This window comes from Pedobacter paludisoli, from assembly GCF_052344095.1.
In the GTDB taxonomy this organism is placed as follows: Bacteria; Bacteroidota; Bacteroidia; order Sphingobacteriales; family Sphingobacteriaceae; genus Pedobacter.
The window spans coordinates 3,928,709-3,953,635 of sequence record NZ_CP179926.1 but is presented as its reverse complement, the minus strand read 5'-3'; the positions used below and the strand labels follow the sequence as shown (position 1 = coordinate 3,953,635).

Sequence of the window (24,927 nt, the reverse complement as noted above, 5' to 3'; positions counted from 1 at the left end):
GTTGCTTTCTTCATGCTATTGAGTCAATCAATTATCTGTTAAAATATAGGCAGACAAATAATACGTACTTTTTGTACTCAGCAAATTTGCTTCAGGAACCGCAATTTTGACACGATGTTTTCCGGCTTTTAATGGCCCTAAATTCACCAATCGAGTTGGTACTGCTCCACCAGGGCACCAACTTCTTCGTTGCGTGGCTATGTTACCACTGCCGTAAATTCCGTTAATGCGCGTATTGTAAATCTCATACGGGGTACAATCCTGATTCACATTTAAACGAACATATTCTTTATTATCCAAATAGAGTACATGCTCGCGCCAATTGTATTCCTCGCCACCTTGCGCAGCACCGTGTCCAGAGGTAATTAAATAAAATCGTGCGGATTGTACATCTTTTTCTAGTACAAATTCGATTTCTTTTGCATTCTTTCCCGCGGTTGTATCTTGTCCGTTTAAAGAATAATAGCTTAGTAATGAAATTGCTTGCTGACCTTTGATAGCTTTCTTTTGATTGCTAATGATATCCACGTTGCAGGTATACGTTAACAACGACCCATCGCAACCGATGGTTTCTTTTTGCCCCACACCAGTAGTTCCAAATATCTCCGCAAACACCCAAATATCCTTACTTTTATCGCTAAACAAAGGTGCCAACTGACTGATATCGGCACTATATGGCACTTGATCGGGTTGACGCGTTAAATAATTAAAAGGTGTCATAATGCGAAGTGCCTCAAATTGCTTTGCTTCCGGATGGTTGTATTCAACTCCCTTTGGACTTGATATAATGGTTACCCTGCCAATTCGATCATAGTTATCACAAGAGGCATTTAGGGTCAAGCGAATTACCAGAGAATCGCCCAAACGTTGTCTTTCCGAATCGCTTAATTTTTTGGTATACTTTGTATTTGCCACGCGGATTAATCCCGGTTGAACCGGAAAATCAACAGGCTTTGCATACCCATCATAAAAAGCAACCGCCTTTAATACCGATACTGAATTAGGTTCTCTTTTCTCTTTTACTGACTCCAAAGGGAGTAATGTGGTATTTTTAAGTCCCCCTGAAAGTATTCTACTTATTTCTACTCCATCCAAACTTTTTTTCTGCTCTTCAGGTACTCGATTAAAATACCCTTTGGCCTTTTCTAGATTCAATGAAGAGCCCTTCGCCGTTAAGTACATCAAAATTGCTTCTGTTGCATAAGGTTTTGAAGTGTTTGTTTCTAAAAACGCACATAGCTCATCCATTTTTTCATTTTGAATGGAATCGATTCCGTGATTGATGGCTTTTACTTTTAGCGAATCACTTGGTTTTAACCCTCTTTTAGCCCAACCGAATCGAAGAATCCTGCGATCTATTTGGGTATATTTTTTCTTAAAAACCTCATACTCTGCTTGAATTGCAGAACCTTCAATCGTGGCACGCCCTAAATTACCCGGTGTCTTGATTGTTGTTAATCCTTCTTGAAAGTAAAATGTAATCGTATTGGGATCGAGCGCTGGTTCTGGCGTTGTATTTGGTTTAGTTGTTTGCAGACTTGCTTTCATGTTTACATCCACCTTCTCACTAAAGCTAACTTTGTTCTTTTGAAGGGTTAGAACAGCCAATTTAGGTTGACCAAATTGCATGTAGCTCAAATAAATTTTCCGACCAGTTTCATCGGCTTTTGGAAAATTAAGTTCGATGTTCAATTGTGAAGCAACGGTTTTAATTTGTTGAGCATTTACCAGAAAAGGCAAAGTAAATAGCATCAAAATGGATATTTTTCTCATGAATCAGTCAATAAGGATATTTTATTACGCTGCAAAATAATCATTTACTTTGACTTCCTTAAAGTTGGCTGCGCGATAAAGAACTAAAATATCCTCACAAAAAAAGGGTTGAAACCAAGATTTTAATCTGGTTCAACCCTTTTTATCTGTTTTTGTTAACGCTTAAAAAATATACTTATTCGCTTCAATTAATTTCTGAGCAACCCGTTGGCGTGCATCTTTCACATTAAACGGTTCCATTTTGGTAAAGCGACGTAAACCTACTAACATCATCCGTTGTTCATCGCCTTCGGCAAAAGCCCAAAGCGCTTCTTTACCTGCTTTGGAAACTGCATCAACCGCTTCTACTAAATAAATGCGTAACAGGTCTAATTGAGTAGCACATGCTTCTTCGCCTTTCATGCTCACCAATTTTTCCGTTCTAAGCAAAGCTGATTCAGCCACATATACATAACCTGCCATATCTGCGATATTCATTAAAATCTCTTGCTCTTTGCTTAGGCTCATCATTAATTTTTGAACCGCAGATCCAGCTACCATAAGTGTCGCCTTTTTCAAATTCGCCAATACTTTCTTCTCTGCAGCAAACAAGGTAGTATCTTCTTCTCCAAAATCAGGGATACTCATTAATTCGGCCGCAACAGCTGTTGCAGGAGTCATTAAATCGAGTTCTCCTTTCATGGCACGTTTCAGCATCATATCAACGGTCAACAAGCGATTAATTTCGTTGGTTCCTTCAAAAATCCGGTTGATACGCGCATCGCGATAAGCTCTATCCATTGGTGCATCGGCTGAAAAGCCCATTCCTCCATAAATCTGAACCCCTTCATCTACCACATAATCTAACGCTTCTGAGCCCCATACTTTCAAAATAGCGCATTCTACAGCAAATTGTTCTACCGATTTTAAACGTGCCTTACCCACTTCCATTCCTCCGGCAACTAACGCATCGTAGGTATCATCAATATTTTGTCCGGCACGATAATTTGCTGCATCCACCGCATATAGCTTAGAAGCCATTTCGGCAATTTTGAAACGTATTGCACCGTATTTTGAAATGGCACGACCAAATTGAGTCCGCTCATTCGCATAGTTAATTGCTGTACTCAACGTTGCTTTCGACGCGCCAACTGCCGCTGCAGATAATTTAATACGGCCAATATTTAAAATGTTTACCGCTATTTTGAAACCGTTTTGTCTTTCGCTAAGCATGTTTTCGACCGGCACAGGACAATCGTTAAAAAATACTTGACGCGTTGAAGAGCCCTTGATTCCCATCTTATGTTCTTCTGGATTCATGGTGATGCCTCCAAACGATTTTTCCACGATAAAAGCGGTTAAGTTGGCGTCATCGTCAATTTTTGCGAATACAATAAAAATATCGGCAAACCCACCATTGGTAATCCACATTTTTTGTCCATTTAGGATATAATGTTTACCATCTTCACTTAATTGAGCCTTTGTTTTACCCGAATTTGCATCCGAACCCGAGTTGGGTTCCGTTAAACAATATGCGGCTTTCCATTCGCCCGAACCTAATTTTGGAATATATTTGGCCTTTTGTTCTTCATTTCCATAATACAAAATTGGAAGTGTACCAATTCCGGTATGTGCCGAAAGTGCTACAGCAAATGAATGTCCAGCGCCAACAACATCGGCCACCAACATCGAGGTGTTAAAGTTTTTTCCAAATCCGCCAAATTCTTCTGGCACAGAAACACCCAAGATTCCCAACTCACCTGCTTTTGTTAACAGATTCGGCATTAATTCCGGGTCTTCCTGCTTGTCAATTTTTTCTAAATTCGGATAAACCTCTGCCACCAAAAAATCGCGACAGGTTTGCGCAATCATCTGTTGCTCCTCGTCAAATTCTTCTGGAATAAATACTTCCTGATAAGTAGTCTCTTTAATTAAAAATTCGCCGCCTTTAATTTTATTTTCCATGCGAGTAGGATTAAAGATTAAGGAACAAAGAGTAAAGACCCTATTCCTCAATCTGATTGATTTATTGTAATGTTTTTTTAAATGTTGATATTTTCTTTTGCAGCTGCACAATATCTTTCATCAGGTTCTCGATATCAAATGAAATAAAACCTAATTCTATTGACAACAACAATTGAGTTTCTAATTCAAACAAGGAACCCAAAGAAATTGACAAAAAATGAGCAAATTCTTTATTTGAAGACCTAGATGAACCTTCTGCTATATTTGAAGGAATAGAGATTGCACATCTTGAAATCTGAGACATCAACCCATATTTCTCGGTTGCAGGCAATTCTTCCAGAATTTTATACGTTGCTTTGGCAATTTGCATTCCTTCTTTCCAAATTTGTAATTGTCTAAAATTATGCACGTTAATCTTTGCTCCTTATTCCTTATTCCTTGTTCCTTGCTCTTTGTTCCTTGCTCTTTGTTCACTGCTCATCCAACTACAAAAGCTCAAATATCCCCGCAGCACCTTGCCCGGTTCCTACGCACATGGTAACCATGCCGTATTTTTGATCTCTTCGTTTCAATTCGTTTAATATCTGCACCGTTAATTTTGCACCAGTACAACCTAGCGGATGTCCTAAGGCAATAGCTCCACCGTTTACATTTAGTATCTCTGTATTGAGGCCTAATTTTCTAATAATGGCAAGTGATTGCGATGAAAAAGCTTCATTCAACTCAATCAAATTCATATCGTCTTGCTTAAGTCCTGCTTGTTTTAATGCCATTGGAATTGCTTCAATTGGGCCTATTCCCATAATTCGTGGAGGAACTCCAGCAACGCTATAACTTACCAAACGTGCAATTGGTTCCACATTAAGCTCCTTTAGTTTTTTTTCAGATACCACCAGAACAAAGGCAGCTCCATCGGACGTTTGCGAAGAATTTCCCGCCGTAACGGACCCAACTGCATCAAAAACAGGTCTTAATTTAGCCAGTTTTTCTAATGTGGTATCGGCTCTTGGGCCTTCATCGGTATCCACAATATACGAACGGGTTTTCTTTTTTAAATTTTCATCTAAATAGTTTTCCTCTACGGTAATAGGGTGAACACCTGCCTTTAAGTGACCGTTTTTAATAGCCTCTATTGCTTTTTCATGCGATTTCAGCGCAAAAACATCTTGATCTTCACGACTAACGTTAAATTCTCTTGCAACCGCTTCAGCTGTTAATCCCATTCCCCAATACCAATCGGGGTTTTTCTTTGCTACAGCTGCATTTGGCACCAATTTCCATCCACCAAAAGGCATCCCACTCATGACTTCTACCCCACCTGCGATAATGCAATCAGCCATTCCTGCTTTAATTTTGGCTACCGCAGTTGCAATTGTTTCCAAGCCAGAGGCACAATAACGATTAACCGTTACTCCTGGTACTTTATCGGTGTCTAAGCCCATTAATGATACCATTCGACCAATATTCAAGCCTTGTTCGGCTTCCGGAGTGGCATTCCCAACAATTACGTCGTCTATTTGTTCCTTATCCAAGTTTGGAACGGAGGCTACCAAAGCACGAATTACTTCTGCGGCCAAATCATCGGCACGCGTAAAACGAAATACTCCTCTTGGTGCCTTGCCCACTGCGGTACGGTATCCTGCAATAATATATGCTTCCATTGTTGTACTATCTTATAGCGATTTTGAAAAAATCTCTCCTTCGCTTTATTTTACTATCCTATTTTGCTTTTTGTACTCCCCTTAATTTCTTAATGGTTTCCCCTTTGTTATGATTGACTGAATTCTTTCTAAAGATTTTCTTTCTCCGCAAAGCGATAAAAAAGCTTCTCTTTCTAAATCCAGTAAATATTGTTCGGTTACCTCCGTAGGCGACGATAAATCTCCTCCACACATGACATAACCTAATTTTTCAGATATTTTCTTATCGTGCTCTGAGATGAAATTTCCTGCGTACATGCTATTCGCTCCCGCGTAAACAATGCCCAAACCTTGTTTCCCGAGCACTTTGATGTCATTCCGTTGCACTGGTTTTGTATAGCCAGCTTCTGCTAATTCTAAAGCTTTTGCTTTTGCATCGGCTAATAATCGATTGCGATTCATCGAAATTGAAAATTTCCCTGCCTGCAAATAGCCCAATTCAAATGCTTCGTATCCAGAGGTTGAAACTTTTGCCATCCCAATGGTTAAAAAGCGCTCTTTTAATGCATTCTGCACAATTTGATCTTCTTTGTATTCGTCCGATGCACGTAATGCGAATTCTTTGGTTCCGCCTCCACCTGGTATTACACCCACGCCAAACTCAACCAAGCCCATATAGGTTTCGGCAGAAAGTTGCACATGGTCGGCATGTAAACTAAACTCACATCCGCCACCTAAGGTCAAATTATGCGGTGCAACAACTACTGGAATTGACGAATAACGGATGCGCATGGATGTATTTTGAAACATCTTAATTGCCATGTTCAATTCATCCCATTCTTGCTCAACGGCCATCATAAAAATCATCCCCACATTTGCACCTGCTGAGAAATTTGCCCCATCGTTACCAATCACCAATCCTCTATAATCTTTCTCAGCCATGTCAATAGCTTTGTTGATTCCGGCAATTACATCGCCTCCGATTGTATTCATCTTGGTATGGAATTCTACGTTTAAAATTCCATCTCCTAAATCGATAATGGAAACACCTGAATTTTTCCAAAGGGTTTTATTTTGGCGCAAATTATCCAAAATGATAAACTCATTACTTCCAGGAAGCGCTTTATACGATTTCGAGGGGATATCGTAATATTTTTTTATCCCGTCTTCAATTTTATAGAAAGATGTATTGCCGGCACTCAGCATCTCATGAACCCAGGCCGCGGCTTTATTGCCATATTGCTCCATTCCTTCAATCGCTTCCTTTACGCCCACAGCATCCCACAACTCAAAAGGACCTAGCTCCCAGCCAAAACCAGCACGCATGGCATCATCAATTCGGTATAATTCGTCTGAAATCTCAGGAATTCTATCCGATACATATTCAAACAAACCGAACGATGAATGACGGAACAATTCACCCGCTTTATCTTTTCCTTTGGCGAAAACTTTCATGCGCTCCACCAAATTTTCAATAGGCTTGGTCAGCTCTAAAGTTGCCGACTTTACTTTTTGTTGCGGCTTATATTCTAATGTTTTTAAATCGAGTGCAAGAATTTCGGTTTTACCTTCTGCTGTTTTAGTCTTTTTATAAAAACCTTGTTTGGTTTTATCGCCCAGCCATTTATTCTCTTCCATTTTTTGCACGTATGTTGGAAGTTTAAATAAATCATGTGCTTTATCGTCAGGGCAATTATCATAAAGTCCTTTTGCAACTTTTATCATGGTGTCTAAACCCACAACATCTGATGTCCGAAAAGTGGCTGATTTCGGTCTACCTAAAGCAGGTCCTGTAAATTTATCAACTTCCTCAACGGTTAAATCTAGTTTTTCTACTAAATGTAAAAGCGCCATTATCGAGTACACGCCTACGCGATTGGCAATAAATGCAGGCGTATCCTTGCAGAGAACCGTTGTTTTTCCTAAAAACTTATCGCCATATTTCATCAAGAAATCAACGATTTCGGGTTGGGTATGTGGCGTAGGGATAATTTCTAGAAGTTTTAGGTAGCGCGGTGGATTAAAAAAGTGCGTACCGCAGAAATGTGCTTTAAAATCATCGCTTCTGCCTTCTACCATCAAATGAATGGGAATACCCGAAGTGTTCGATGTGATTAACGTGCCAGGCTTGCGGAATTTTTCTACTTGCTCAAATACTGCTTTTTTGATGGTTAAATTTTCAACAACCACCTCAATAACCCAATCATAACTAGCAATTTTCGACATATCATCATCGAAATTGCCTGTTTTAATTTTACTTAAAACTTTTTTAGAATAGATGGGAGAAGGATTTGTTTTTACTGCCGTTTGCAAAGCTGCGTTTACAATTCTATTTTTTACAACAGGATTGTCCAGCGTGAGTCCTTTCGCTTGTTCATCAGGCGCTAGTTCTTTTGGTGCAATATCTAAAAGCAATACCTCTACACCAATATTTGCAAAGTGACAAGCAATGCGAGAGCCCATGATTCCAGAGCCCAAAACGGCTACTTTCTTTATGCTACGTACCATTATTATTTATTATTTAGTCCACTGTATAGGCTACAGTTATTTCATTTAATTTTATCAAAAGGCTAATAAATGTCTCTTTTTCTTTTTTAGTGAAATGCTCGTCCAGGTATTCATTAAACTTCCGAACCACACCTTTTGCCAATTGTTTTTTCTCTTTTCCAAAATCGGTTAAGAATACTTTTACAGAACGTTTATCTCCTACCGATGTTTCGCGATAAATTAAATTTGATTCTTCCATGTTATTTAGCATGCGCGATAAGCTGGTAGCTTTAACGCCTAAAAGAGCTGCAAGATTTGAAACGGCTGTCCCCTCTTCTTCATTGATGTTTATTAGCATATACCCAATGGCTTGTGTAATCCCAAAATTGGCAGCCATTTGATTATACTTATTAAACATATTTTGCCAGGCAAACTTAATGTGATAATCTAATGTTTGTTGTTGTTTCATCTTAGCTAAATTTATTATGCTTGCATAACAAAGCTAACAAATGTATTTTGTTAATGCAACAGAAAAATATAAAATAATTGTTAAAAATACCGCATAAGAAATAAGGCTGTATCAAAAATCCCAAGGGGATTTACAACAGACTGAAAACAAAAAAGGAGTTGTCTTTCATCAGACAACTCCTTTTTTGTTAATTAAAAACCTACTAGTAAAGCGTAAACTCTACACGACGATTTTGTTGACGACCTTCTGCCGATTTATTTGATGCGATTGGTTGTGTTTCTCCATAACCAGTTGCTTCAATTCTTGACGGATTTGCGCCTTTTGAAACTAAGTATGATTTTACAGCCTCTGCTCTATCTTTCGATAAACGCATGTTTAAATTATCATTACCAGTGTTATCGGTATGTCCGGCTAATTTTAAGCTAAAGTTTTTCTTAACTAAAATTTCGGCAACAATATCTAACGACGGAAAAGATTTCGGACGTAAAGTAGCTTTACCTAAATCGAATTCTAAGTTTTTAATAGCATTCGATACTGCACGTTTATCCTCTTCAGTTACCACAATTCTTTCTGTTACTTTAGCTGGCACTACTAAAGGACAACCTGCACCATCCACTACTACACCTGAAGCAGTTCCAGGGCATTTATCTAGCTTATCTGCTACACCATCGCCATCTGTATCTTTTAGCATCTCGGCAACTTCAGCACGTAATTTTGCGTTTTCTGCTTTTTGAGCTTCAACTTCTGCTTTTGCAGCATCAGCGGCTTGTTTTGCTTTTAAAGCTTCGTCATACGTTAGAGCTACTGGATTGCTGAATGCCAATTGTTTTCCTTTGCCTAGGGCAAATTCTAAACCTGCATATCCATAATTAAATTTATCGCTAGAATTATTTGCGCGGTATCCATCTAAGTTATCACCATCAACATAACTGATAGTCCAGCCTAAATCAAGGTTAATTCCATCCGACAGCTTAAATTTAGCGCCTACACCTACTGGGATTACCAATTCGCTAATGCTTTTTCCACCAGCATAATCCATTGTTGTTCCACCTGTAGTGGTAATGGTAGGCTTATAACCTGCCAAACCTGCACCAGCTGACGCATACAATTGTAACGCATTTTCTTTTCTGAACATATCGATATTAAACATGTTAAAAACAGCACTTAAACTTGCTGAATATTGCAGTTTAGTATCATAAGAAGTTACGGCACTTCCGTTTACACTTCCACTTCCCCACGCTTCACTGTTATCGCCGGTAAGTTTACCACCAACTCCATCTAAACGTAAAGAGAAGTAATTTGTAAATTGTTTCTTCACATACAAACCGTAACCAAAGTTAGTTTTGATGTTTGAAAAATCGTTTCTTCCTCCCAATGGAGAAAGGCCCGTTAATGCACCGCCATTTACACCTATTGACCAGGTTCTGTAAGGGATTGTTTGCGCATTGGCTCCGACACCAATAAATAACCCAGCGAGTGCAACTGGTAAAGCTTTAAATAATTTTGATTTCATAGTTTTTGTTTAAAATAAATGAGCGTCTGATCATTACTGATGCAATCGCCATACCAAAAGCCTATGAGACATCCAATTAGTTTTCAACTTACTCACATTTAGTAGCCAATCGCTTTATCATCGCCTCTTGGATCTGCCCCGCCTTCATAGTAGCCCCATTTGGTTTTAAGCACCACATCTACCCGACCTATTGGCCCACGAGGAACGATTTTATACCCTTTAGTTTTTAACTTTTCCTTGGTAATGGAATCAATTGCCTCCTTTTCTACGAATACCTCATCTGGTAACCATTGATGGTGAAATTTTTTTGCATTTACGGCTGCTTGGGCAGACATTTCGAAATCTACCACATTTACAATTGTCTGAAAAACAGACGTTATTATCGTAGAACCTCCGGGTGTGCCTACAATTAAAAACAATTGTCCATCTTTTTCTACAATCGTCGGGGTCATCGAACTTAACATACGCTTATTAGGGTGTATTGCATTGGCTTCACCTCCAACTAAACCGTACATATTGGGTGCCCCGGGTTTCACAGAAAAATCATCCATCTCATTATTCAAAAGAAAACCAGCTCCTTTTACCACCACATACGAACCGTATGAACCGTTTAAAGTCGTTGTTATCGAAACGGCATTTCCATCTTTGTCTACAATTGAAAAATGTGTGGTTTCTTCGTGTTCTGTTGGATTTACGGCTCCAGCTGAAATTTCGGAACTTAAACTGGCTTTGTTCCAGTTAAAATTATCCATTCGACTTTTGTTATACGCTTGATTTGTCAAAATCAATTGAGGAACAGCATAAAAATCGGGATCACCCAAATGACTTGCACGATCCGCATACACACGACGCTCTGCTTCTACCATAAGTTGAACGGTAGAATCGGCATTGTGCCCCCATCTTTTTAACGGAAACGGCTCTATACTTTGCAGTAACTGCAGCAAGGCAATGCCACCGCTTGAGGGTGGCGGCATGGTAATTATCCGATATCCTTTGTATTTTCCTACGATTGGTTTGCGCCAAACAGCCTGGTAATTCTTTAAATCTTGATGTGTAATTAAGCCTTTACCTCTTTGCATTTCTTTTACAATGGAATCGGCAACGCTTCCGTCATAAAATCCTTCGCGTCCTTTTTCTTGAATCAAGCGAAGTGTGTTGGCCAATTCTTTTTGTACCAAAACATCGTTTTCTTGCCAAGTGGATTCTAAATGAATTAAGGCGGTACCATCCGGATTAAATTTCATTAAATCGGCATGCAAGCCATTTAATTCTCCAGCTTGTCTTTTGGTGATTTTAAATCCATTTTCGGCTAAATCAATCGCAGGCTGCAACACATCTCCCCATTTTAACTTACCGTATTTTTGATGCGCTTCAACCATTCCCGCAACCGAACCAGGAACCCCCGGAGCCAAATATCCATATAAACTTTTATCCACTATTGGATTTCCAGCTGAATCCAAATACATATCGCGGCTAGCGGCTTGTGGAGCCTTTTCTCTAAAATCTAAGGAATTAATTTCGCCTTTCGCAGAGCGATAAACCATGAATCCACCACCACCGATATTCCCTGCATTGGGATAAACCACGGCCAACGCAAATTGAACAGCTACCGCAGCATCAACAGCATTCCCACCTTTTTTTAAGATCGCTACACCAACTTCGGAAGCAATAGGATTGGCGGAAACAACCATCCCATTTTTATATTCATCACTGTTCTTCTTTCCAATTTGGCCACTAACACAACTTCCAAAAAACAAAGAGGTCCCTATAAATAGGCCAATGAAGCGCAGCCTAGTGAGGCTTATAGTTTTCCGCATCTTTATAGATTTTCTCGATAATCTGACTATTCTTCTCTGTAATTACTTTTCGTTTAAAGCTCAATTTTGGGGTTAGTTCACCACCGGCAATGGTTCACTCTTTCGGCAACAATGCGAACATTTTAACTTGTTCCCATTTTCCGAATTCTACATTGGCAGCATCAATAATCTCCTGGTATTTCTTCAGCACCTGTTCATTTTGAATAATTTCTTCGTTGCTGGTATAAGGGATATTTTTTCTAGCAGCCCAATTTTTAAGCGTTTGAAAATTGGGTACAATTAAAGCGGAAGGGAACTTTCTATTCTCGCCCAATACCATTATTTGCTCAATAAAAATCGATTCTTTGTATTTGTTTTCTAAAATTTGAGGTGCCACATATTTTCCACCAGCGGTTTTAAACATTTCTTTCTTACGGTCTGTAATGCGCAAGAAACGATTTTCTACCAGCTCACCAATATCACCTGTATGAAACCAACCCTCCGCATCAACGGCCTCCGCCGTTAAATCAGGGCGTTTATAGTATCCTTTCATGATGTTGTGCCCACGCACCAAAACTTCACCGTCACTGGCAATTTTTATTTCTACACCTTTCAATGTCTCGCCCACTGAACCAAAATATGCGCCATTGAAATGGTTTACTGTAATTACCGGTGAGGTTTCTGTTAATCCATATCCTTCAAAAACTGGCATTCCTGCTGCCCAAAAGATACGCGCCAAGCGTGGATTTAACGCTGCTCCGCCTGAAATAATGAACACAATTTCGCCCCCTAAAGCTTCCTGCCACTTTTTAAAAACCAATTTGCGTGCTATATTTAATTGGAGGTTATACCAAGCGCTTGTATCAAAATTATACTTTTCGGCTAAACCAAGCGCCCAAAAGAAAATCCCTCTTTTAATGCCCTTTAATTCTTTCCCTTTTTCCATAATCTTATCGTACACTTTCTCTAATAAGCGAGGTACGGTAGAAAAGGCATTTGGTTTTACAAATTGAATATCGGCCACAATGGTATCCATGCTTTCAGCATAATAAACAGACGTTTGGGTATATAAATACAAATAAATCACCATGCGCTCAAAAATGTGCGACAAAGGCAAAAAACTCAAACTTTTATTGGTTCCGTCGGGCACTAAAACTTTCGAACATTTAAAATTCTGCACCAAATTATGATGCGTTAACATTACTCCTTTAGGTGTACCGGTTGTGCCTGAAGTATAAATCAAAGTAAGTACATCATCGGGAGTAATTTGCGCACGCCATTCTTCCAAATCAATATCAGTTGATTTTTTCCCAGCCTCGGTTAAAACAGACCAATTATCAACTCCCTTAACATCATCAAAGGTGTATATTTTTACGTCAGGATTAATCTCCATGGCGCAGGCTTTAAATTTCCCATACAATTCTTCATCAGCTATAAAAATCACCGAAATTTCGGCGTCTTTCATGATGAATTTAATATCGTGCTCGGCTAAAGTTGGATACAGCGGAATCTGATAAGCACCAATCTGATTAATTGCAAAATCGGTAATATTCCATTCCGGTCTATTGTGCGACACCACCGCTACGCGGCTTTCTTTTTTGACACCAATTTGAATTAAACCACGGCTCAAATCATCTACTGCAGCACAAAAATCTTGCGTACTATAATGCACCCACTTGCCCTTCAATTTCCCACTAATAAACTCCTGCTTAGGGTTTTTCAAGCTATATTTCAAGAGGTCGAAAACTCGTTTAATTTCTGCAGCCATACGCGATATACTATTTGGTTAAATTTAAAATAATAATTGAGAAAGAGTGTCAATTTACTGCCTAATAATCAAATCTACTAATAAAATCTAAAACCTGAACCAAAATCCATATCAGTCTAAAAACATATTATACTTTTATTATTTAGATTTTTTTTCGTCATAAAGGATTTAAATATCCTAATAAATATTCTGATTTATTATTAATCTGATGGCAAAATATGCATTTTAAAATCATTCAATCAAGCCAGCCTTTTAACTATAAACACTATAGAAAACTGTTCAATAAAACTTTAAAAGCGTTGTTATTTATTTGGGCATTGCTTTAAATTTAAAAAAAACAAAAAACTACACAAAACGTTTTCAATCAGTTAGCTCAAAAATTACAAAACAATGCTTTTACGGCATTATAGTTGTTAGTGCCTGCTAAAATTATTTTATTTCAAGAGTATGAGAAAATTTGTATTTACTATTTTAGGATGTGTAGCCCTGTTGGCTGCTAGCGTAAATGGAGCAAAGGCACAAAACTATAAAAATGCTATCGGAGGTCGCTTCGGGTCAGCAAATGGTGTAACTTTTAAAACCACTTTGGGTGGTAATAAAATGTTAGACGCCATTCTTAATTTTAGATCAAGAGACGATTATTCGTATTTCCGTTTAACCGGCTTATATGAAATTAACAACGAAATTAATGGTCTTAACGGTTTATTTTGGTACTATGGGGTAGGTGCATCACTTGGCTCGGTAAAATATAAGCCAACCAATCACAGCGATTTATACGCATCGATAGATGGCGTAATTGGCTTAGATTACAAGATTGAAGAATTACCAATTAACTTATCGCTCGATTGGAAACCAGCGCTTGAATTAACCCCCGACACCGGCTTTGATGCTGCCGGATTAGGCCTTTCTATTCGCTTTACATTTTAATAGCCCAATTTATATGCTAAATGCTAAAAGTCAATTGCAAAACGTGCACATTGACTTTTAGTGATTGGCGCAAAGATCATCGCGAACCGCAAACTTATTTCATCAACAACGTTAAATGTTGTGTTAAAGCCACAAAATCAGCAACCGTAAGCTGCTCCGCTCTCTTTTCAAAATATAGGTGATTATCCATTTTATCTTTTGGCATCACCGCCGATACAGCATTCCGCAACGTTTTTCTGCGCTGATTAAATCCAGCTTTTACTACACGCCAAAATAATTTCTCGTCACAATCCAAGGTTACAACATCGTTTCTTGTTAAACGAATAACCGCTGAATTAACTTTAGGGGGAGGGTTAAATGTTCCGGGTTTTACCGTAAATAAATATTCAATTTTATAGTACGCCTGTAAAAAGACACTCAAGATGCCGTATTCTTTTGTTCCGGATGGTGCCGCACAGCGTTGTGCTACTTCTTTCTGAAACATCCCAACCATTTCCACCACCTTGTTGCGGTTATCGAGAATTTTAAATAAAATTTGAGACGAAATGTTGTACGGAAAATTTCCAATAATGGCAAAAGGATTCGGAAAAATGCTATCAAAATCCAATTTCAGAAAATCGCCACTAATTAATCGTTCCCCTAATTGAGGGTATTTCTCCTTTAAAAACTGAACAGACTCTGTATCAATATCAATTAAATACGTTTGTAAATCATCGCGCTGCAACAAGAAATCAGATAAAATACCCATACCAGGCCCCACCTCTAAAACCTGATTGTATTTATCGGTATTCACCAAACTTTCCACAATACGGTTTGCAATGCCTTTATCGGTTAAAAAATGTTGCCCTAAATGTTTCTTTGCTTTTACTAAACTCATATGCCCGGTATTGATCTGTTATTTCCCTCAAACATCGGAAAACTTCAAACGTTTAAGGCACAAAGATAGGCTTAATATTTGGTTGCAAATACCCTGTATGCCCAGCGGCATTTATTTTTTCGTGAATTGTTTAATCGAAAATGATTATTTTGCGCTAAAATTATCTATTTATTATGAGCAATAAACTTAAAATTGGTATCAGTATAGGCGATGTGAACGGCATAGGTTTAGAAGTTATTATCAAAACACTCTCAAACAGCGCTATCTTAAATTACTGCACACCAATTGTTTACGGCCATACAAAAATTTCGTCCTTCCACAGAAAGGCAAATAATTTAGGCGAGTTCAGCTTCAATGTCATCAATCATCCCAATCAGGCAGCGGCCAAAAAAGCCAACATGATTAACTGCTGGGAAGAAGATGTAAAAATAGAATTAGGTCAGGTAACGGCTGTGGGTGGCAAATACGCATTACTTTCTTTAGAGCGCGCAACTGCCGATTTACTCGATGGAGAAATCGATGCCTTGGTTACGGCCCCAATCAACAAGCATAATATCCAATCTGAAACCTTTGCTTTTCCGGGCCATACCGAATATCTACAACAAAAAAGCGGAAGTAAAGATGTGTTGATGTTCTTAATTAGCGAAGACCTTCGCGTAGGTGTTGTAACCGGACACATCCCTGTTAAAGAGGTTGCCTCGGCCATCACCAAAGAAAAAATTGTCAATAAATTAAAGCTCATTAACGATAGCTTAAAGAAAGATTTTTGGATTGAAAAACCAAAAATTGCCGTTTTGGGTTTAAACCCGCATGCCGGCGACAACGGTTTATTGGGTAGCGAAGAAGCCGAAATTATCACACCAGCCATTCAAGAGGCATATGAAAAAGGCATCATTTGTTTTGGTCCCTACCCTGCCGACGGCTTCTTTGGCAACGGTAGCTACAAACAATTCGACGCTGTTTTAGCCATGTATCACGACCAAGGATTAATTCCCTTTAAAACCTTGGCTTTCCACAACGGCATCAATTATACTGCAGGATTAAACTTTGTTAGAACCTCGCCCGACCACGGCACCGGATACGACATTGCAGGCAAAAACCAGGCCGATTCAACTTCTTTTACAGAGGCTTTATTTGCGGCCATTCACATTGTAAAAAAACGCCGCGAGCAAGAAGAAATGCTGAGTAACCAGTTGCGCGGCGGCGGAAAAGTAATAGAAAACCAATTCGACATTAAAGACGACGCTTCGTAAAAACAGCGAGGTATTTAACAAGCCATGCGTTTCATTTACTAGAAAAGCAAAATTCAGTGTTCCATTGGTTAGGCTAGTCCTGCTTTTCGTTTCAATATTTTACGAATTTCGATGTGAAAAGGAAAAATTGAACGTAAAATATTTACCCTGCAATCAGGTTTATTTTACGTAAAATTGTGCTAAGAACAACCCGATGAATGCAGCGCCTAAACCAAAATTCGTATTGCCAATCATTGTCATTTGCCAATTTTTATGCACGTCCTTATGGTTTGCAGGCAACGCTATAATGCCCAATTTACTTGGTTATTTTCCGCAGGCCAATAACCTTTTAGCCAACTTAACCAGCATGATTCAGTTTGGTTTCATCAGCGGAACCTTCGTTTTTGCCTTGCTATCTATTTCTGATCGCTTTTCACCTTCTCAAGTTTTTGTGGTATGCGCATTAACGGCTAGTATTTGCAATTTAAGTATCTGTTATGCGATTCAAAATATCAATTTGCTGATGCTCTTCCGTTTCTTAACTGGTTTTATGTTGGCAGGAATTTATCCCGTAGGAATGAAAATTGCTGCCGATTATTTTAAAGAGGGCTTAGGAAAATCATTGGGGTTTTTAGTGGGCGCCTTGGTTTTCGGAACTGCTTTTCCGCATTTGCTTAAAACGCTAAGCAATCAATCTCCCTGGCAAAACCTTGTTTACACAACTTCAGCACTTTCAGCTTTAGGAGGAATTGTGTTGTTTTTATTCATCCCCGATGGCCCACATCGTCTAAAAGGGCAAAAACTAAAACTCAATGCCTGTTTATCGGGATTTAAAAATCATTCCTTTAAAGCCGCCGCATACGGCTATTTTGGGCACATGTGGGAGTTGTATACCTTTTGGGCTTTTCTTCCAGTCATGTTGCAATTATTTAACGTGCATCACCCCGAAAAACCACTCAATACTCCACTGTTGTCCTTTCTCATCATTGCCTCCGGAGGATTATCTTGCATATTAGGCGGGCTACTTTCTCAAAAATATGGGGCAAAAAAAATAGCCACCATTGCGCTTACCATTTCTGGAATATGCTGTTTGCTTTCGCCGCTGCTTCTTTTTAGCAGCTCGCATACTGTAGTACTCTGTTTTTTATTTGTATGGGGATTATCCGCCACGGCAGATTCTCCTTTATTTTCATCGCTTGTAGCTAAAAATGCACCGGATGATTTAAAAGGGACATCGCTTACCGTAGTCAATTGCATTGGCTTTGCCATCACCATTATAAGTATTCAAGTTTTAAACATCGTATCAAAAGAGATCAATCCGCATTATTTGTACACGGTTTTAGCACTCGGCCCCATTTTTGGGTTAATCGCCCTGCGCAAGAAAAACTAAACTTCTTGCAATTTCAATTTGAATAGGTTCAAAAAAATCTAAAATCAAACCTATATTTACGCTATTGGAAATCTTATACCCAAAAAATGTATGAATAACCTATCGCCCATTATAAAACCCGAAGAACTAAAACAGTTAAACCCGAACGATATCGTACTAATTGATGCTAGTGCAGGCGCTAAAGCCCGCTACGATGAACAACATGTAAGCGGAGCACTTTTTGCAGACGTAAATGATGATTTAGCCAATATTTCAGATTTTGCTCTTGGTGGTCGTCATCCTTTGCCTACAACGGAACAGTTCTCAGAAGTGCTCACGAAATTTGGCATCATGCCAGACACACATGTTGTGGTATACGATGATAAAAATGGTGGAAATGCTGCAGCCCGTTTTTGGTGGATGTTACGCGCTATTGGGCATGAAAAGGTGCAAGTATTAAACGGTGGTTACCAAGCAGCATTGAAAGCAGGTTTAGCCACCAGCAACGCTGTTGAATCGGCTAAAACCGTTCATCCTTACCCTATTTTTAGTTGGTCTTTACCAGTAGCTACCATGGAAGAAGTTGAAAAAGCAGCACAAACAACCGACCATGTTGTGATTGATGTGCGCGACGCCAATCGGTATGCTGGCTTAACAGAACCCATCGATTTAATTGCAGGTCATATCCCAGGAGCTATTAACATCCCCTACACCGAGAATTTAGATGAAACAGGCGCTTTTTTAAGTCCAGATATTTTAAAAGAAAAGTACACCGCAGCCTTATCAACCTATGAAACTGAAAACATCATTGTTCATTGCGGGTCGGGTATTACTGCCTGCCACACGTTATTAGCCCTTGATTATGCAGGCTTAGCAATTCCAAAACTCTACGTTGGATCGTGGAGCGAATGGAGCCGAAACAACAAAGAGATGGTTTTATTGAAAGATTCGTAGATTATAGAGACGCTAATGAAGCCAATCTGAAAGCAACTCAACAAGCTTCATAGATATACAAAAAAACAAACCCCGTAGTTTTAGAGAGCTACGGGGTTTTGTTTATATAACATTGGTTTTACCAGCCCGGGTTTGGTGTTAATTTCGGATTTAAAGTAATTTCATTTACCGGAACACAACTCAAATAATCTCTACTCGCATTAAAATTATAGCCAGTAGGCAGCAATGTTTTATAAGGGTCAACAAAACCATTTGCATTGAGTAAAACCTTCGCTGCATTGGCTGCAGTATATTCTGATGCTAAAAAAGGAAAGCCTAGTGGCCTTTTATTTTTAAATAAATTGCCAGCTGCCCAACGTCTCCAATCATCTGTCCGGAAACCTTCGCACCCTAATTCAACAGCACGCTCTCTTCTTATTTCATAGAGTTGGTTAGACAAAGAGTAGCCAAAATCGGCATAAGAAGATCTAGATGCATCTGCCTGTACCGTAAAAGCAGGCATTCCAGCTCTTGTTCTCAATACATTTAGCGTTGTTGCATAATTTACCGATAAACCAAGTTCTGCTTGTGCTTCTGCCAAATTTAACAACGCCTCTGCATAACGAAAAATTGGATTGCCCGTTTCGCATAAGGTAGAGAATCCTTGGGCGGCCCCAGCAGTAGGATCTGTAGGGTTTGCACCTTTTCTCAACTGAAAGCCTGTGGCATTTCTGTCTGTATTTGTTTTATCTAAAGCCGGAACCGTAAATAATTTGGTGCCAGCGGTATTGCTCCACATCGTTTGCCCTGGGATCCAAATCACCTGTTTTAATCTTGGATCACACTCTGCTGCAATTTTTGTTAAATAAGCACTTCCTTTAACCGTTGCTCCAACGCCCATGTAATCATAAGGTGTACCATCTAGTTTCAAATAATTTTGTACTTGTTGCATGGTAACACTAATGTCATCAGTAGAACTGGTTACATATTGCTGAAAGTTATGCGAAAAAGTTAAGTTTTTATCGTATTTCCTCCACAAGATAACCTCTGTATTCGAACTCAAATCTGTCGAGCTGAACAGTGTATTGTAATCTGTAGCTGGCTTTCCAGTATTATAAATTCCTACCTTATATTTTGATGGAGTCATTAATTCCGTAACAGCATCAACTGCTGCTTGAAAATATTTAGTAGGGTTTGATACTGCAGGAGCGAAAGCAGTTCCAGCATGGTATTTCTCCCAGCTTCCTTCAAACAAGGCTACTCTCGATTTAAAAATTAATGCTGCTTCTTTACTTAAACGATTATTTCCACCAGTTACATCTTTTAAAAATTTAAGTTTCGCAACAGCTTGATCTAAATGGTATAAAATTGAATCGACTACTACATTTCTAGGGGTACGTGGAGCGTAAAGTTCTGGATCTCCAACTACCAACGATTTACTTAAATACGGTACATCGCCATAGGTATTTACCAATCTAAAATAGTAATACGCTTTAAAAAAGTGAGCTTCACCTACAAATTGTTGAATATTGGCCGGAGACTCTTGGACTTTTCCATAATTTTCGAAGAAAACATTTACGCCTCGAATAGCAGTAAAATCCCAACTTGTACCGGTGGCCGAATTTACAGTATTTCTATTTCCGTTTAAAACGGGTGATACGGTTGATTGAATTTGGGTATCGGAACCTGAAAAACCGTCGGCACCAATATAGCCTGTGTAGCCAGACCCCGATTTAAAACTCGGTAAGCCAGCATAAAACTGGATGATATAAGCGTCGAGATCGCTTGCCGTTTTCCAATACTGATCATTGGATATTTGATCTTCAGGAGGTAAATCGAGATCTTTGTTACAAGATACCAATGCCAACGTACTTAGGGCAAGAATATATAATATCTTTTTCATTTTTTTGATAGTTAAAATTTAACATTAATACCAAATGTATACGCGGTTGATGGAAAGAAAGATTTTCCATCGCCCCTGCTGCCTACCACGGCAGTTTCTGGATCAAAGTGGTTAGGCAAGCTACTGATGGTGATCAAATTTTCACCTGATACATAGAGGTATATACCCGACAATTTTATTTTACTTAATAAAGATTGAGGCAAATTATACCCCAATTGTAAGTTTTTTAATCGTGCATATGCTCCATTTTGCAAATATCGTGTTTGCAAAACTTGATTCTTTGCATTCATGTTTGCATTAAAGTAAGGTCTTGGAAAATACGCATCCAAATTTTTGCCTAAACCAGCATATTCGGTAGCATCCACATCACGATAATAATCCATATGATCTTTAAAAAATGAACTTTGTGCATTGGTTGTAAAACCCCAAAACATATTGGTAGTACCACCAAAACCAATTGGTAAATCTCTTTTTCCTACCCCTTGCCAAAACATAGAGATATCAAAACCTTTCCATTCCGCTCTCAATGTTAATCCAAACTGATAGCGCGGTGTTGAATTCCCTATTATTCTTTTGTCGCCTGGGTTATCCAAGGTATTGTTTCCGAAATCAACTTTACCGTCTCCATTTAGGTCGGTATATTGAACATCACCTGTTCTCCATGTTTGGCCTGAAATTGCTGCTTGTGTTTTGTTGGTATTTATGGCGTCGGCGGTTGCTTGATCTTGAATTAAACCGGTAGTAACGTACCCCCAAATCTCACCAACTTTCTGTCCAGTGTAACTGGTGGTTAAAATATTAGTAGGATTATTGAATTTTGTAACGGTTGTTAGATAATCAAATAACTGTGCATTAATGGAGTATTTAAAATCCTTACCAATTTTATCTCTCCAACCAATTGCTACTTCCCAACCATTTGTTTTTGTTTCGCGGTTGTTAACTTGTGGAAAAGCAGTAACGCCAATGGTTGCTGGTACACTGCCGGCATCAGAGCCTAATTGATCTATCGTTAAGCGTTGATAAATATCTCCAGTAAATGTAAGTCTATCATGAAACATAGAAAAATCTAAACCTATATCAGCCACACGTGAGGTTTCCCAAGTTACATCGGGATTAATCAGATTTGGACCAGTTACGTAACTTGGTCTAACTCCATTCACGATCCAATTCGCATTCGATGATACCCCTAGAAATGGAGTATCTTGATAAGCCTCTGCCCCAAGTTGATTTCCTAAAGCGCCGTAAGAAGCTCTAATTTTCATGGTATTAATCGTAGATGACAACGATTTAAAGAAATTCTCTTTAAAAATATTCCATCCTATGGATGCAGAAGGGAAAAATCCAAATTTCTTACCATCCGTGAATTTATATGTTCCATCATAACGGCCGTTTACTTCCAATAAATAGCGATCGTCATAGTCGTAATTTAGACGAGAAAAAACCCCTTCTGTACCATAAACTCTTAACTGGTCACCAGCATTTTCAATCCCTGTCGATGTACTGATTGATGGAACTGAAGATGTAATTAAACCCGTTTTCCTAGCATAGATATATTCGTAATTTGAGTTTTCCTTTTGAAAACCTGCCATTAAGCTTAAATGGTGTTTGGCTTGTCCAAAATCGAAGTTATATTTAGAGTACACGTTAAACGTGCGATAAATAGTAAAATCTTGTGTTTTAGAAACGTAGGCATTGGATGTTGAGCCGGAAACTACAGGGTTACCAGCAACATCATCTTCATATACGGTAAAATTATTTGATGTAAAGGCGCTTTGTGTAAGATCAAATGAATAATCAGCATTCACAGTCCAACCTTTAGCTGGTGTAATCTCTGCTGCAAATCGCTGAACAAAATCGTTAACACGTGTATTTTCAGTACCAGCATCTCTGGTCCAAGGCACTTTCGATTGAATGGAAGCTATTCCATTTGGTGAGAAATAATATTGTGATGGATAAGTACGAGCCACTTGATGAAACAATAAATCGTATCCACCTTGGTTATCGTAAGCAGGCGTAGTACGCGATGTATTGTAATACCGTGTATTAGATGACAATTTAATCCATTTGGCTAATTTTGCATCCACTTTGGATGTGAAGTTATATCTGCTGTAATTATCAGAGCCTATCTGCAATAATCCACCATCATATACATAGCCTCCAGAAAAATAAAACGATACTTTCTCTGTACCTCCGTTTAAAGATAAATTATGTTGTTGGCGATAACCATTTCCATAAAAAATATCAAACCAATCATAATTTGCATTGCTTAAAAACGTATTTCCCCAAAGCGTTGGGCTCGATGGATTCGGATATGTTTCGGGTGTATTTACAGGATCTGCTTGATATGCCCTAATTCGATTAACAACAAGATCTGAATACACATGTGCAATACCTGTATTATCGCTTGCCTCATTAAATGCTAGCGCAGTGGTATACGAATCTAACATATGAGGCATATTGAGCGGTTTTATAGCAACATAGCTACCCGAATAGTTAATATTTAATTTACCGTCTTTTCCTCCATTTTTTGTCGTTACCAATAAAACACCATAGGGGGCTCTGGCTCCATAAATTGCAGATGCAGCCGCATCTTTCAGCAAAGAGATAGACTCTACATCATTTGGATTAATTCCATTCAATGAGGTAGTCATCACTCCATCTACTAAAATTAAGGGGCTACCTTGACCACGTATTTGCAAATTTAGCGCCGCACCGGGTTCAAACCCATAGGTGCCTGCACCAAAGTTTACACCCGTAACTTTGCCTTGTAGTGCTTGCGATAAAGTTGGTGTAGGTCTATTTACCAACTCGTCGCCTTTTACAACTTGCACCGAGCCTGTTAAATTGATTTTCTTTTGAGTACCATAGCCAACTACCACAACATCTGTTAACTCATTGCTAGTAGGACTAAGTTGAATAGTTCCTACGTTTTTGCCTGTGACAGTAAGATTCTTTAGCACATAACCTGTAAAAGAAATTGCCAAAGTTTGTCCATTGCTTGCTTCAATACTGAATTTTCCGTTATCTCCGGTCTTAGTTACTTTTGTTGTGCCTTGAACCGATACCGTAGCGCCAGGAAGTGGCATTTTATCGGCCGCATCAACAACAATACCTGTAACAATTTCTTGCCCAAATACCATGGCTGGCGCTAAAAGGCAGAAACATGCTAAAAGCAGTTTTGTGAATATTCGTTTATATTTCATAATAGTTATTTGTTCAGGGATTAGTGATAAATGAATGTTCTCTATCTTGGTTATGGATAGATTCATAATTAGGGTATGTTTTTTATTTTTTCATAGGCAGTTTTTTTAAAAATAGTTAACACAACTTCTAGCGTGAGTAGTTATAATTTAATTTAATAACAATATCCGTGTTTTTAAAAATTTTAATAACTAAATTTAATGAGAAAAATCGATTTAACATCGATTTATTTGTTTTTTTTTACACTACAGCAGTCTCGATTACCAATGTAAATTAACCCTTCTATGACATCTAAAGAAACATACAAACGCTAGTAGCGTTACTTTGCGGCTTTGTATCCTAGCTCGGCACCACCGCTTACAGGTAGTAGATTTCCGGTTATAAAGCGCGCTTTATCGGACAATAAAAACACACACGCATCGGCTATCACATCGCCCTCTGGGCAATACCCTAAAGCATGGATATTATCTAAATATTTTTCAATTTCTTCTGTGTTACTTTGTTCTTTACTCCAACTGCGCAACATCGGCGTCCAAACACCCGCAGGCAACACTGCATTTACACGAATTCCATATTTTGCATAGTCTAAAGCCATCGATTTGGTTAGCGTATTCATCGCTCCTTTGGTAGCCGAATAAACTGCATGATCATCTTGACCTATCTCACCAACCAAACTACTGGTATTTAAAATACTTCCTTTACTTTTTTGTAGCGCTTCAAAACCATATCGAGTGGTATAAAGCACACTCTTCAGATTTACGTTAAACAATTGATTGTATTCTTCATCGCTCGTTAAATGCAAAGGCTTTGAAGGAAAAGCAATGCCGGCATTGTTATGAATGGCATCTATTTTACCATACTTTTGAAGCGTTTGATTTATTGCCTTTTTCACATCATTTTCGTTTGAAACGTCGCAAAGAATCCCCAAATGTTGCTTTCCTAAAGTAGTAATTGCATCATTTGTTGGTTGTTGTGTTGAGGCTAAAATAACTACTGTTGCGCCTTCAGCTGCATATGCTTTCGCACATTCGAAACCTATACCCATTGAGCCACCTGTTACTATAATTACCTTATCTTTTAATACATTCATAAATC

17 protein-coding genes are annotated in these 24,927 nt (G+C 38.7%); 4 read left to right on the top strand and 13 right to left on the bottom strand.

Features of this window, described 5'->3' with window-relative positions:
• Positions 1-27: 27 nt before the first annotated feature.
• The 9 genes from ACJVDK_RS16265 to ACJVDK_RS16225 all read right to left on the bottom strand — a co-directional run bounded on the left by ACJVDK_RS16265 (position 28) and on the right by ACJVDK_RS16225 (position 13,390).
• Positions 28-1,773: a peptide-N-glycosidase F-related protein gene (locus tag ACJVDK_RS16265; protein ID WP_443937720.1), complete on the bottom strand. Its 1,746-nt coding sequence runs from the start codon at positions 1,771-1,773 to the stop codon at positions 28-30.
• Positions 1,774-1,935: 162 nt separating this feature from the next.
• Positions 1,936-3,717 carry an acyl-CoA dehydrogenase family protein gene (locus tag ACJVDK_RS16260; RefSeq protein ID WP_443937719.1) on the bottom strand — a complete coding sequence of 594 codons (1,782 nt, stop codon included), beginning with the start codon at positions 3,715-3,717 and terminating at the stop codon, positions 1,936-1,938.
• A 61-nt stretch (positions 3,718-3,778) separates the two neighbouring features.
• Positions 3,779-4,087, bottom strand: a complete 309-nt coding sequence (locus tag ACJVDK_RS16255) for a four helix bundle protein (RefSeq protein ID WP_443937718.1) — start codon at positions 4,085-4,087, stop codon at positions 3,779-3,781.
• A 115-nt stretch (positions 4,088-4,202) separates the two neighbouring features.
• Entirely contained in the window at positions 4,203-5,378 is a 1,176-nt protein-coding gene (locus tag ACJVDK_RS16250; protein ID WP_443937717.1) for an acetyl-CoA C-acyltransferase, read from the bottom strand.
• A gap of 81 nt (positions 5,379-5,459) precedes the next feature.
• Positions 5,460-7,865 carry a 3-hydroxyacyl-CoA dehydrogenase NAD-binding domain-containing protein gene (locus ACJVDK_RS16245; protein ID WP_443937716.1) on the bottom strand — a complete coding sequence of 802 codons (2,406 nt, stop codon included), beginning with the start codon at positions 7,863-7,865 and terminating at the stop codon, positions 5,460-5,462.
• 13 nt (positions 7,866-7,878) lie between these two features.
• The gene (locus ACJVDK_RS16240; RefSeq protein ID WP_443937715.1) at positions 7,879-8,313 is read right to left on the bottom strand and encodes a MarR family winged helix-turn-helix transcriptional regulator; all 435 of its coding nucleotides are present in this window, start codon (positions 8,311-8,313) and stop codon (positions 7,879-7,881) included.
• A gap of 202 nt (positions 8,314-8,515) precedes the next feature.
• On the bottom strand, positions 8,516-9,826 hold the full coding sequence (locus tag ACJVDK_RS16235; RefSeq protein WP_443937714.1) for a DUF6089 family protein: 1,311 nt from the start codon (positions 9,824-9,826) through the stop codon (positions 8,516-8,518).
• Between the two features lie 98 nt (positions 9,827-9,924).
• Positions 9,925-11,517 carry a gamma-glutamyltransferase gene (gene ggt, locus ACJVDK_RS16230; protein ID WP_443937713.1) on the bottom strand — a complete coding sequence of 531 codons (1,593 nt, stop codon included), beginning with the start codon at positions 11,515-11,517 and terminating at the stop codon, positions 9,925-9,927.
• Positions 11,518-11,737: 220 nt separating this feature from the next.
• Positions 11,738-13,390 (bottom strand): AMP-dependent synthetase/ligase, encoded by a 1,653-nt coding sequence (locus ACJVDK_RS16225; protein WP_443937712.1) that lies wholly within the window; start codon positions 13,388-13,390, stop codon positions 11,738-11,740.
• A 447-nt stretch (positions 13,391-13,837) separates the two neighbouring features.
• On the opposite strand from ACJVDK_RS16225, the gene ACJVDK_RS16220 reads away from it, so the two are divergent.
• Positions 13,838-14,317 (top strand): hypothetical protein, encoded by a 480-nt coding sequence (locus tag ACJVDK_RS16220; protein ID WP_443937711.1) that lies wholly within the window; start codon positions 13,838-13,840, stop codon positions 14,315-14,317.
• Between the two features lie 94 nt (positions 14,318-14,411).
• Here the strand turns inward: ACJVDK_RS16220 and rsmA are convergent, their stop codons facing one another.
• The gene (rsmA, locus tag ACJVDK_RS16215) at positions 14,412-15,194 is read right to left on the bottom strand and encodes a 16S rRNA (adenine(1518)-N(6)/adenine(1519)-N(6))-dimethyltransferase RsmA (protein WP_443937710.1); all 783 of its coding nucleotides are present in this window, start codon (positions 15,192-15,194) and stop codon (positions 14,412-14,414) included.
• A gap of 173 nt (positions 15,195-15,367) precedes the next feature.
• Between rsmA and pdxA the strand changes: the two genes are divergently transcribed.
• From pdxA to ACJVDK_RS16200, 3 genes are all read left to right on the top strand, one after another.
• Complete coding sequence (gene pdxA / locus ACJVDK_RS16210) at positions 15,368-16,447, top strand: 4-hydroxythreonine-4-phosphate dehydrogenase PdxA (RefSeq protein ID WP_443937709.1); 1,080 nt, start codon at positions 15,368-15,370, stop codon at positions 16,445-16,447.
• 193 nt (positions 16,448-16,640) lie between these two features.
• Positions 16,641-17,816, top strand: coding sequence for an MFS transporter (locus ACJVDK_RS16205; RefSeq protein WP_443937708.1), 1,176 nt, complete (start codon positions 16,641-16,643; stop codon positions 17,814-17,816).
• A 90-nt stretch (positions 17,817-17,906) separates the two neighbouring features.
• Entirely contained in the window at positions 17,907-18,749 is an 843-nt protein-coding gene (locus ACJVDK_RS16200; protein WP_443937707.1) for a sulfurtransferase, read from the top strand.
• A 118-nt stretch (positions 18,750-18,867) separates the two neighbouring features.
• Here ACJVDK_RS16200 and ACJVDK_RS16195 read toward each other — a convergent pair whose 3' ends face one another.
• The 3 genes from ACJVDK_RS16195 to ACJVDK_RS16185 form a co-directional block, all read right to left on the bottom strand.
• Positions 18,868-20,631 carry a RagB/SusD family nutrient uptake outer membrane protein gene (locus ACJVDK_RS16195; RefSeq protein ID WP_443937706.1) on the bottom strand — a complete coding sequence of 588 codons (1,764 nt, stop codon included), beginning with the start codon at positions 20,629-20,631 and terminating at the stop codon, positions 18,868-18,870.
• A gap of 11 nt (positions 20,632-20,642) precedes the next feature.
• Positions 20,643-23,900, bottom strand: coding sequence for a SusC/RagA family TonB-linked outer membrane protein (locus ACJVDK_RS16190; RefSeq protein ID WP_443937705.1), 3,258 nt, complete (start codon positions 23,898-23,900; stop codon positions 20,643-20,645).
• Between the two features lie 251 nt (positions 23,901-24,151).
• Positions 24,152-24,922, bottom strand: coding sequence for an SDR family NAD(P)-dependent oxidoreductase (locus ACJVDK_RS16185; protein ID WP_443937704.1), 771 nt, complete (start codon positions 24,920-24,922; stop codon positions 24,152-24,154).
• Positions 24,923-24,927: the final 5 nt, after the last annotated feature.

Excerpts from the sequence above, each read along its gene's own strand:
- ACJVDK_RS16235 (WP_443937714.1), bottom strand. The coding sequence starts at position 9,826 with ATGAAATCAAAATTATTTAAAGCTTTACCAGTTGCACTCGCTGGGTTA.
- ACJVDK_RS16255 (WP_443937718.1), bottom strand. The coding sequence starts at position 4,087 with ATGCAAATTGCCAAAGCAACGTATAAAATTCTGGAAGAATTGCCTGCA.
- ACJVDK_RS16200 (WP_443937707.1), top strand. The coding sequence starts at position 17,907 with ATGAATAACCTATCGCCCATTATAAAACCCGAAGAACTAAAACAGTTA.
- rsmA (WP_443937710.1), bottom strand. The coding sequence starts at position 15,194 with ATGAGTTTAGTAAAAGCAAAGAAACATTTAGGGCAACATTTTTTAACC.
- ACJVDK_RS16190 (WP_443937705.1), bottom strand. The coding sequence starts at position 23,900 with ATGAATCTATCCATAACCAAGATAGAGAACATTCATTTATCACTAATC.
- ACJVDK_RS16195 (WP_443937706.1), bottom strand. The coding sequence starts at position 20,631 with ATGAAAAAGATATTATATATTCTTGCCCTAAGTACGTTGGCATTGGTA.
- ACJVDK_RS16260 (WP_443937719.1), bottom strand. The coding sequence starts at position 3,717 with ATGGAAAATAAAATTAAAGGCGGCGAATTTTTAATTAAAGAGACTACT.
- ACJVDK_RS16185 (WP_443937704.1), bottom strand. The coding sequence starts at position 24,922 with ATGAATGTATTAAAAGATAAGGTAATTATAGTAACAGGTGGCTCAATG.
- ggt (WP_443937713.1), bottom strand. The coding sequence starts at position 11,517 with ATGGTTGTTTCCGCCAATCCTATTGCTTCCGAAGTTGGTGTAGCGATC.
- ACJVDK_RS16250 (WP_443937717.1), bottom strand. The coding sequence starts at position 5,378 with ATGGAAGCATATATTATTGCAGGATACCGTACCGCAGTGGGCAAGGCA.
- pdxA (WP_443937709.1), top strand. The coding sequence starts at position 15,368 with ATGAGCAATAAACTTAAAATTGGTATCAGTATAGGCGATGTGAACGGC.
- ACJVDK_RS16205 (WP_443937708.1), top strand. The coding sequence starts at position 16,641 with ATGAATGCAGCGCCTAAACCAAAATTCGTATTGCCAATCATTGTCATT.
- ACJVDK_RS16265 (WP_443937720.1), bottom strand. The coding sequence starts at position 1,773 with ATGAGAAAAATATCCATTTTGATGCTATTTACTTTGCCTTTTCTGGTA.
- ACJVDK_RS16240 (WP_443937715.1), bottom strand. The coding sequence starts at position 8,313 with ATGAAACAACAACAAACATTAGATTATCACATTAAGTTTGCCTGGCAA.
- ACJVDK_RS16225 (WP_443937712.1), bottom strand. The coding sequence starts at position 13,390 with ATGGCTGCAGAAATTAAACGAGTTTTCGACCTCTTGAAATATAGCTTG.
- ACJVDK_RS16245 (WP_443937716.1), bottom strand. The coding sequence starts at position 7,865 with ATGGTACGTAGCATAAAGAAAGTAGCCGTTTTGGGCTCTGGAATCATG.
- ACJVDK_RS16220 (WP_443937711.1), top strand. The coding sequence starts at position 13,838 with ATGAGAAAATTTGTATTTACTATTTTAGGATGTGTAGCCCTGTTGGCT.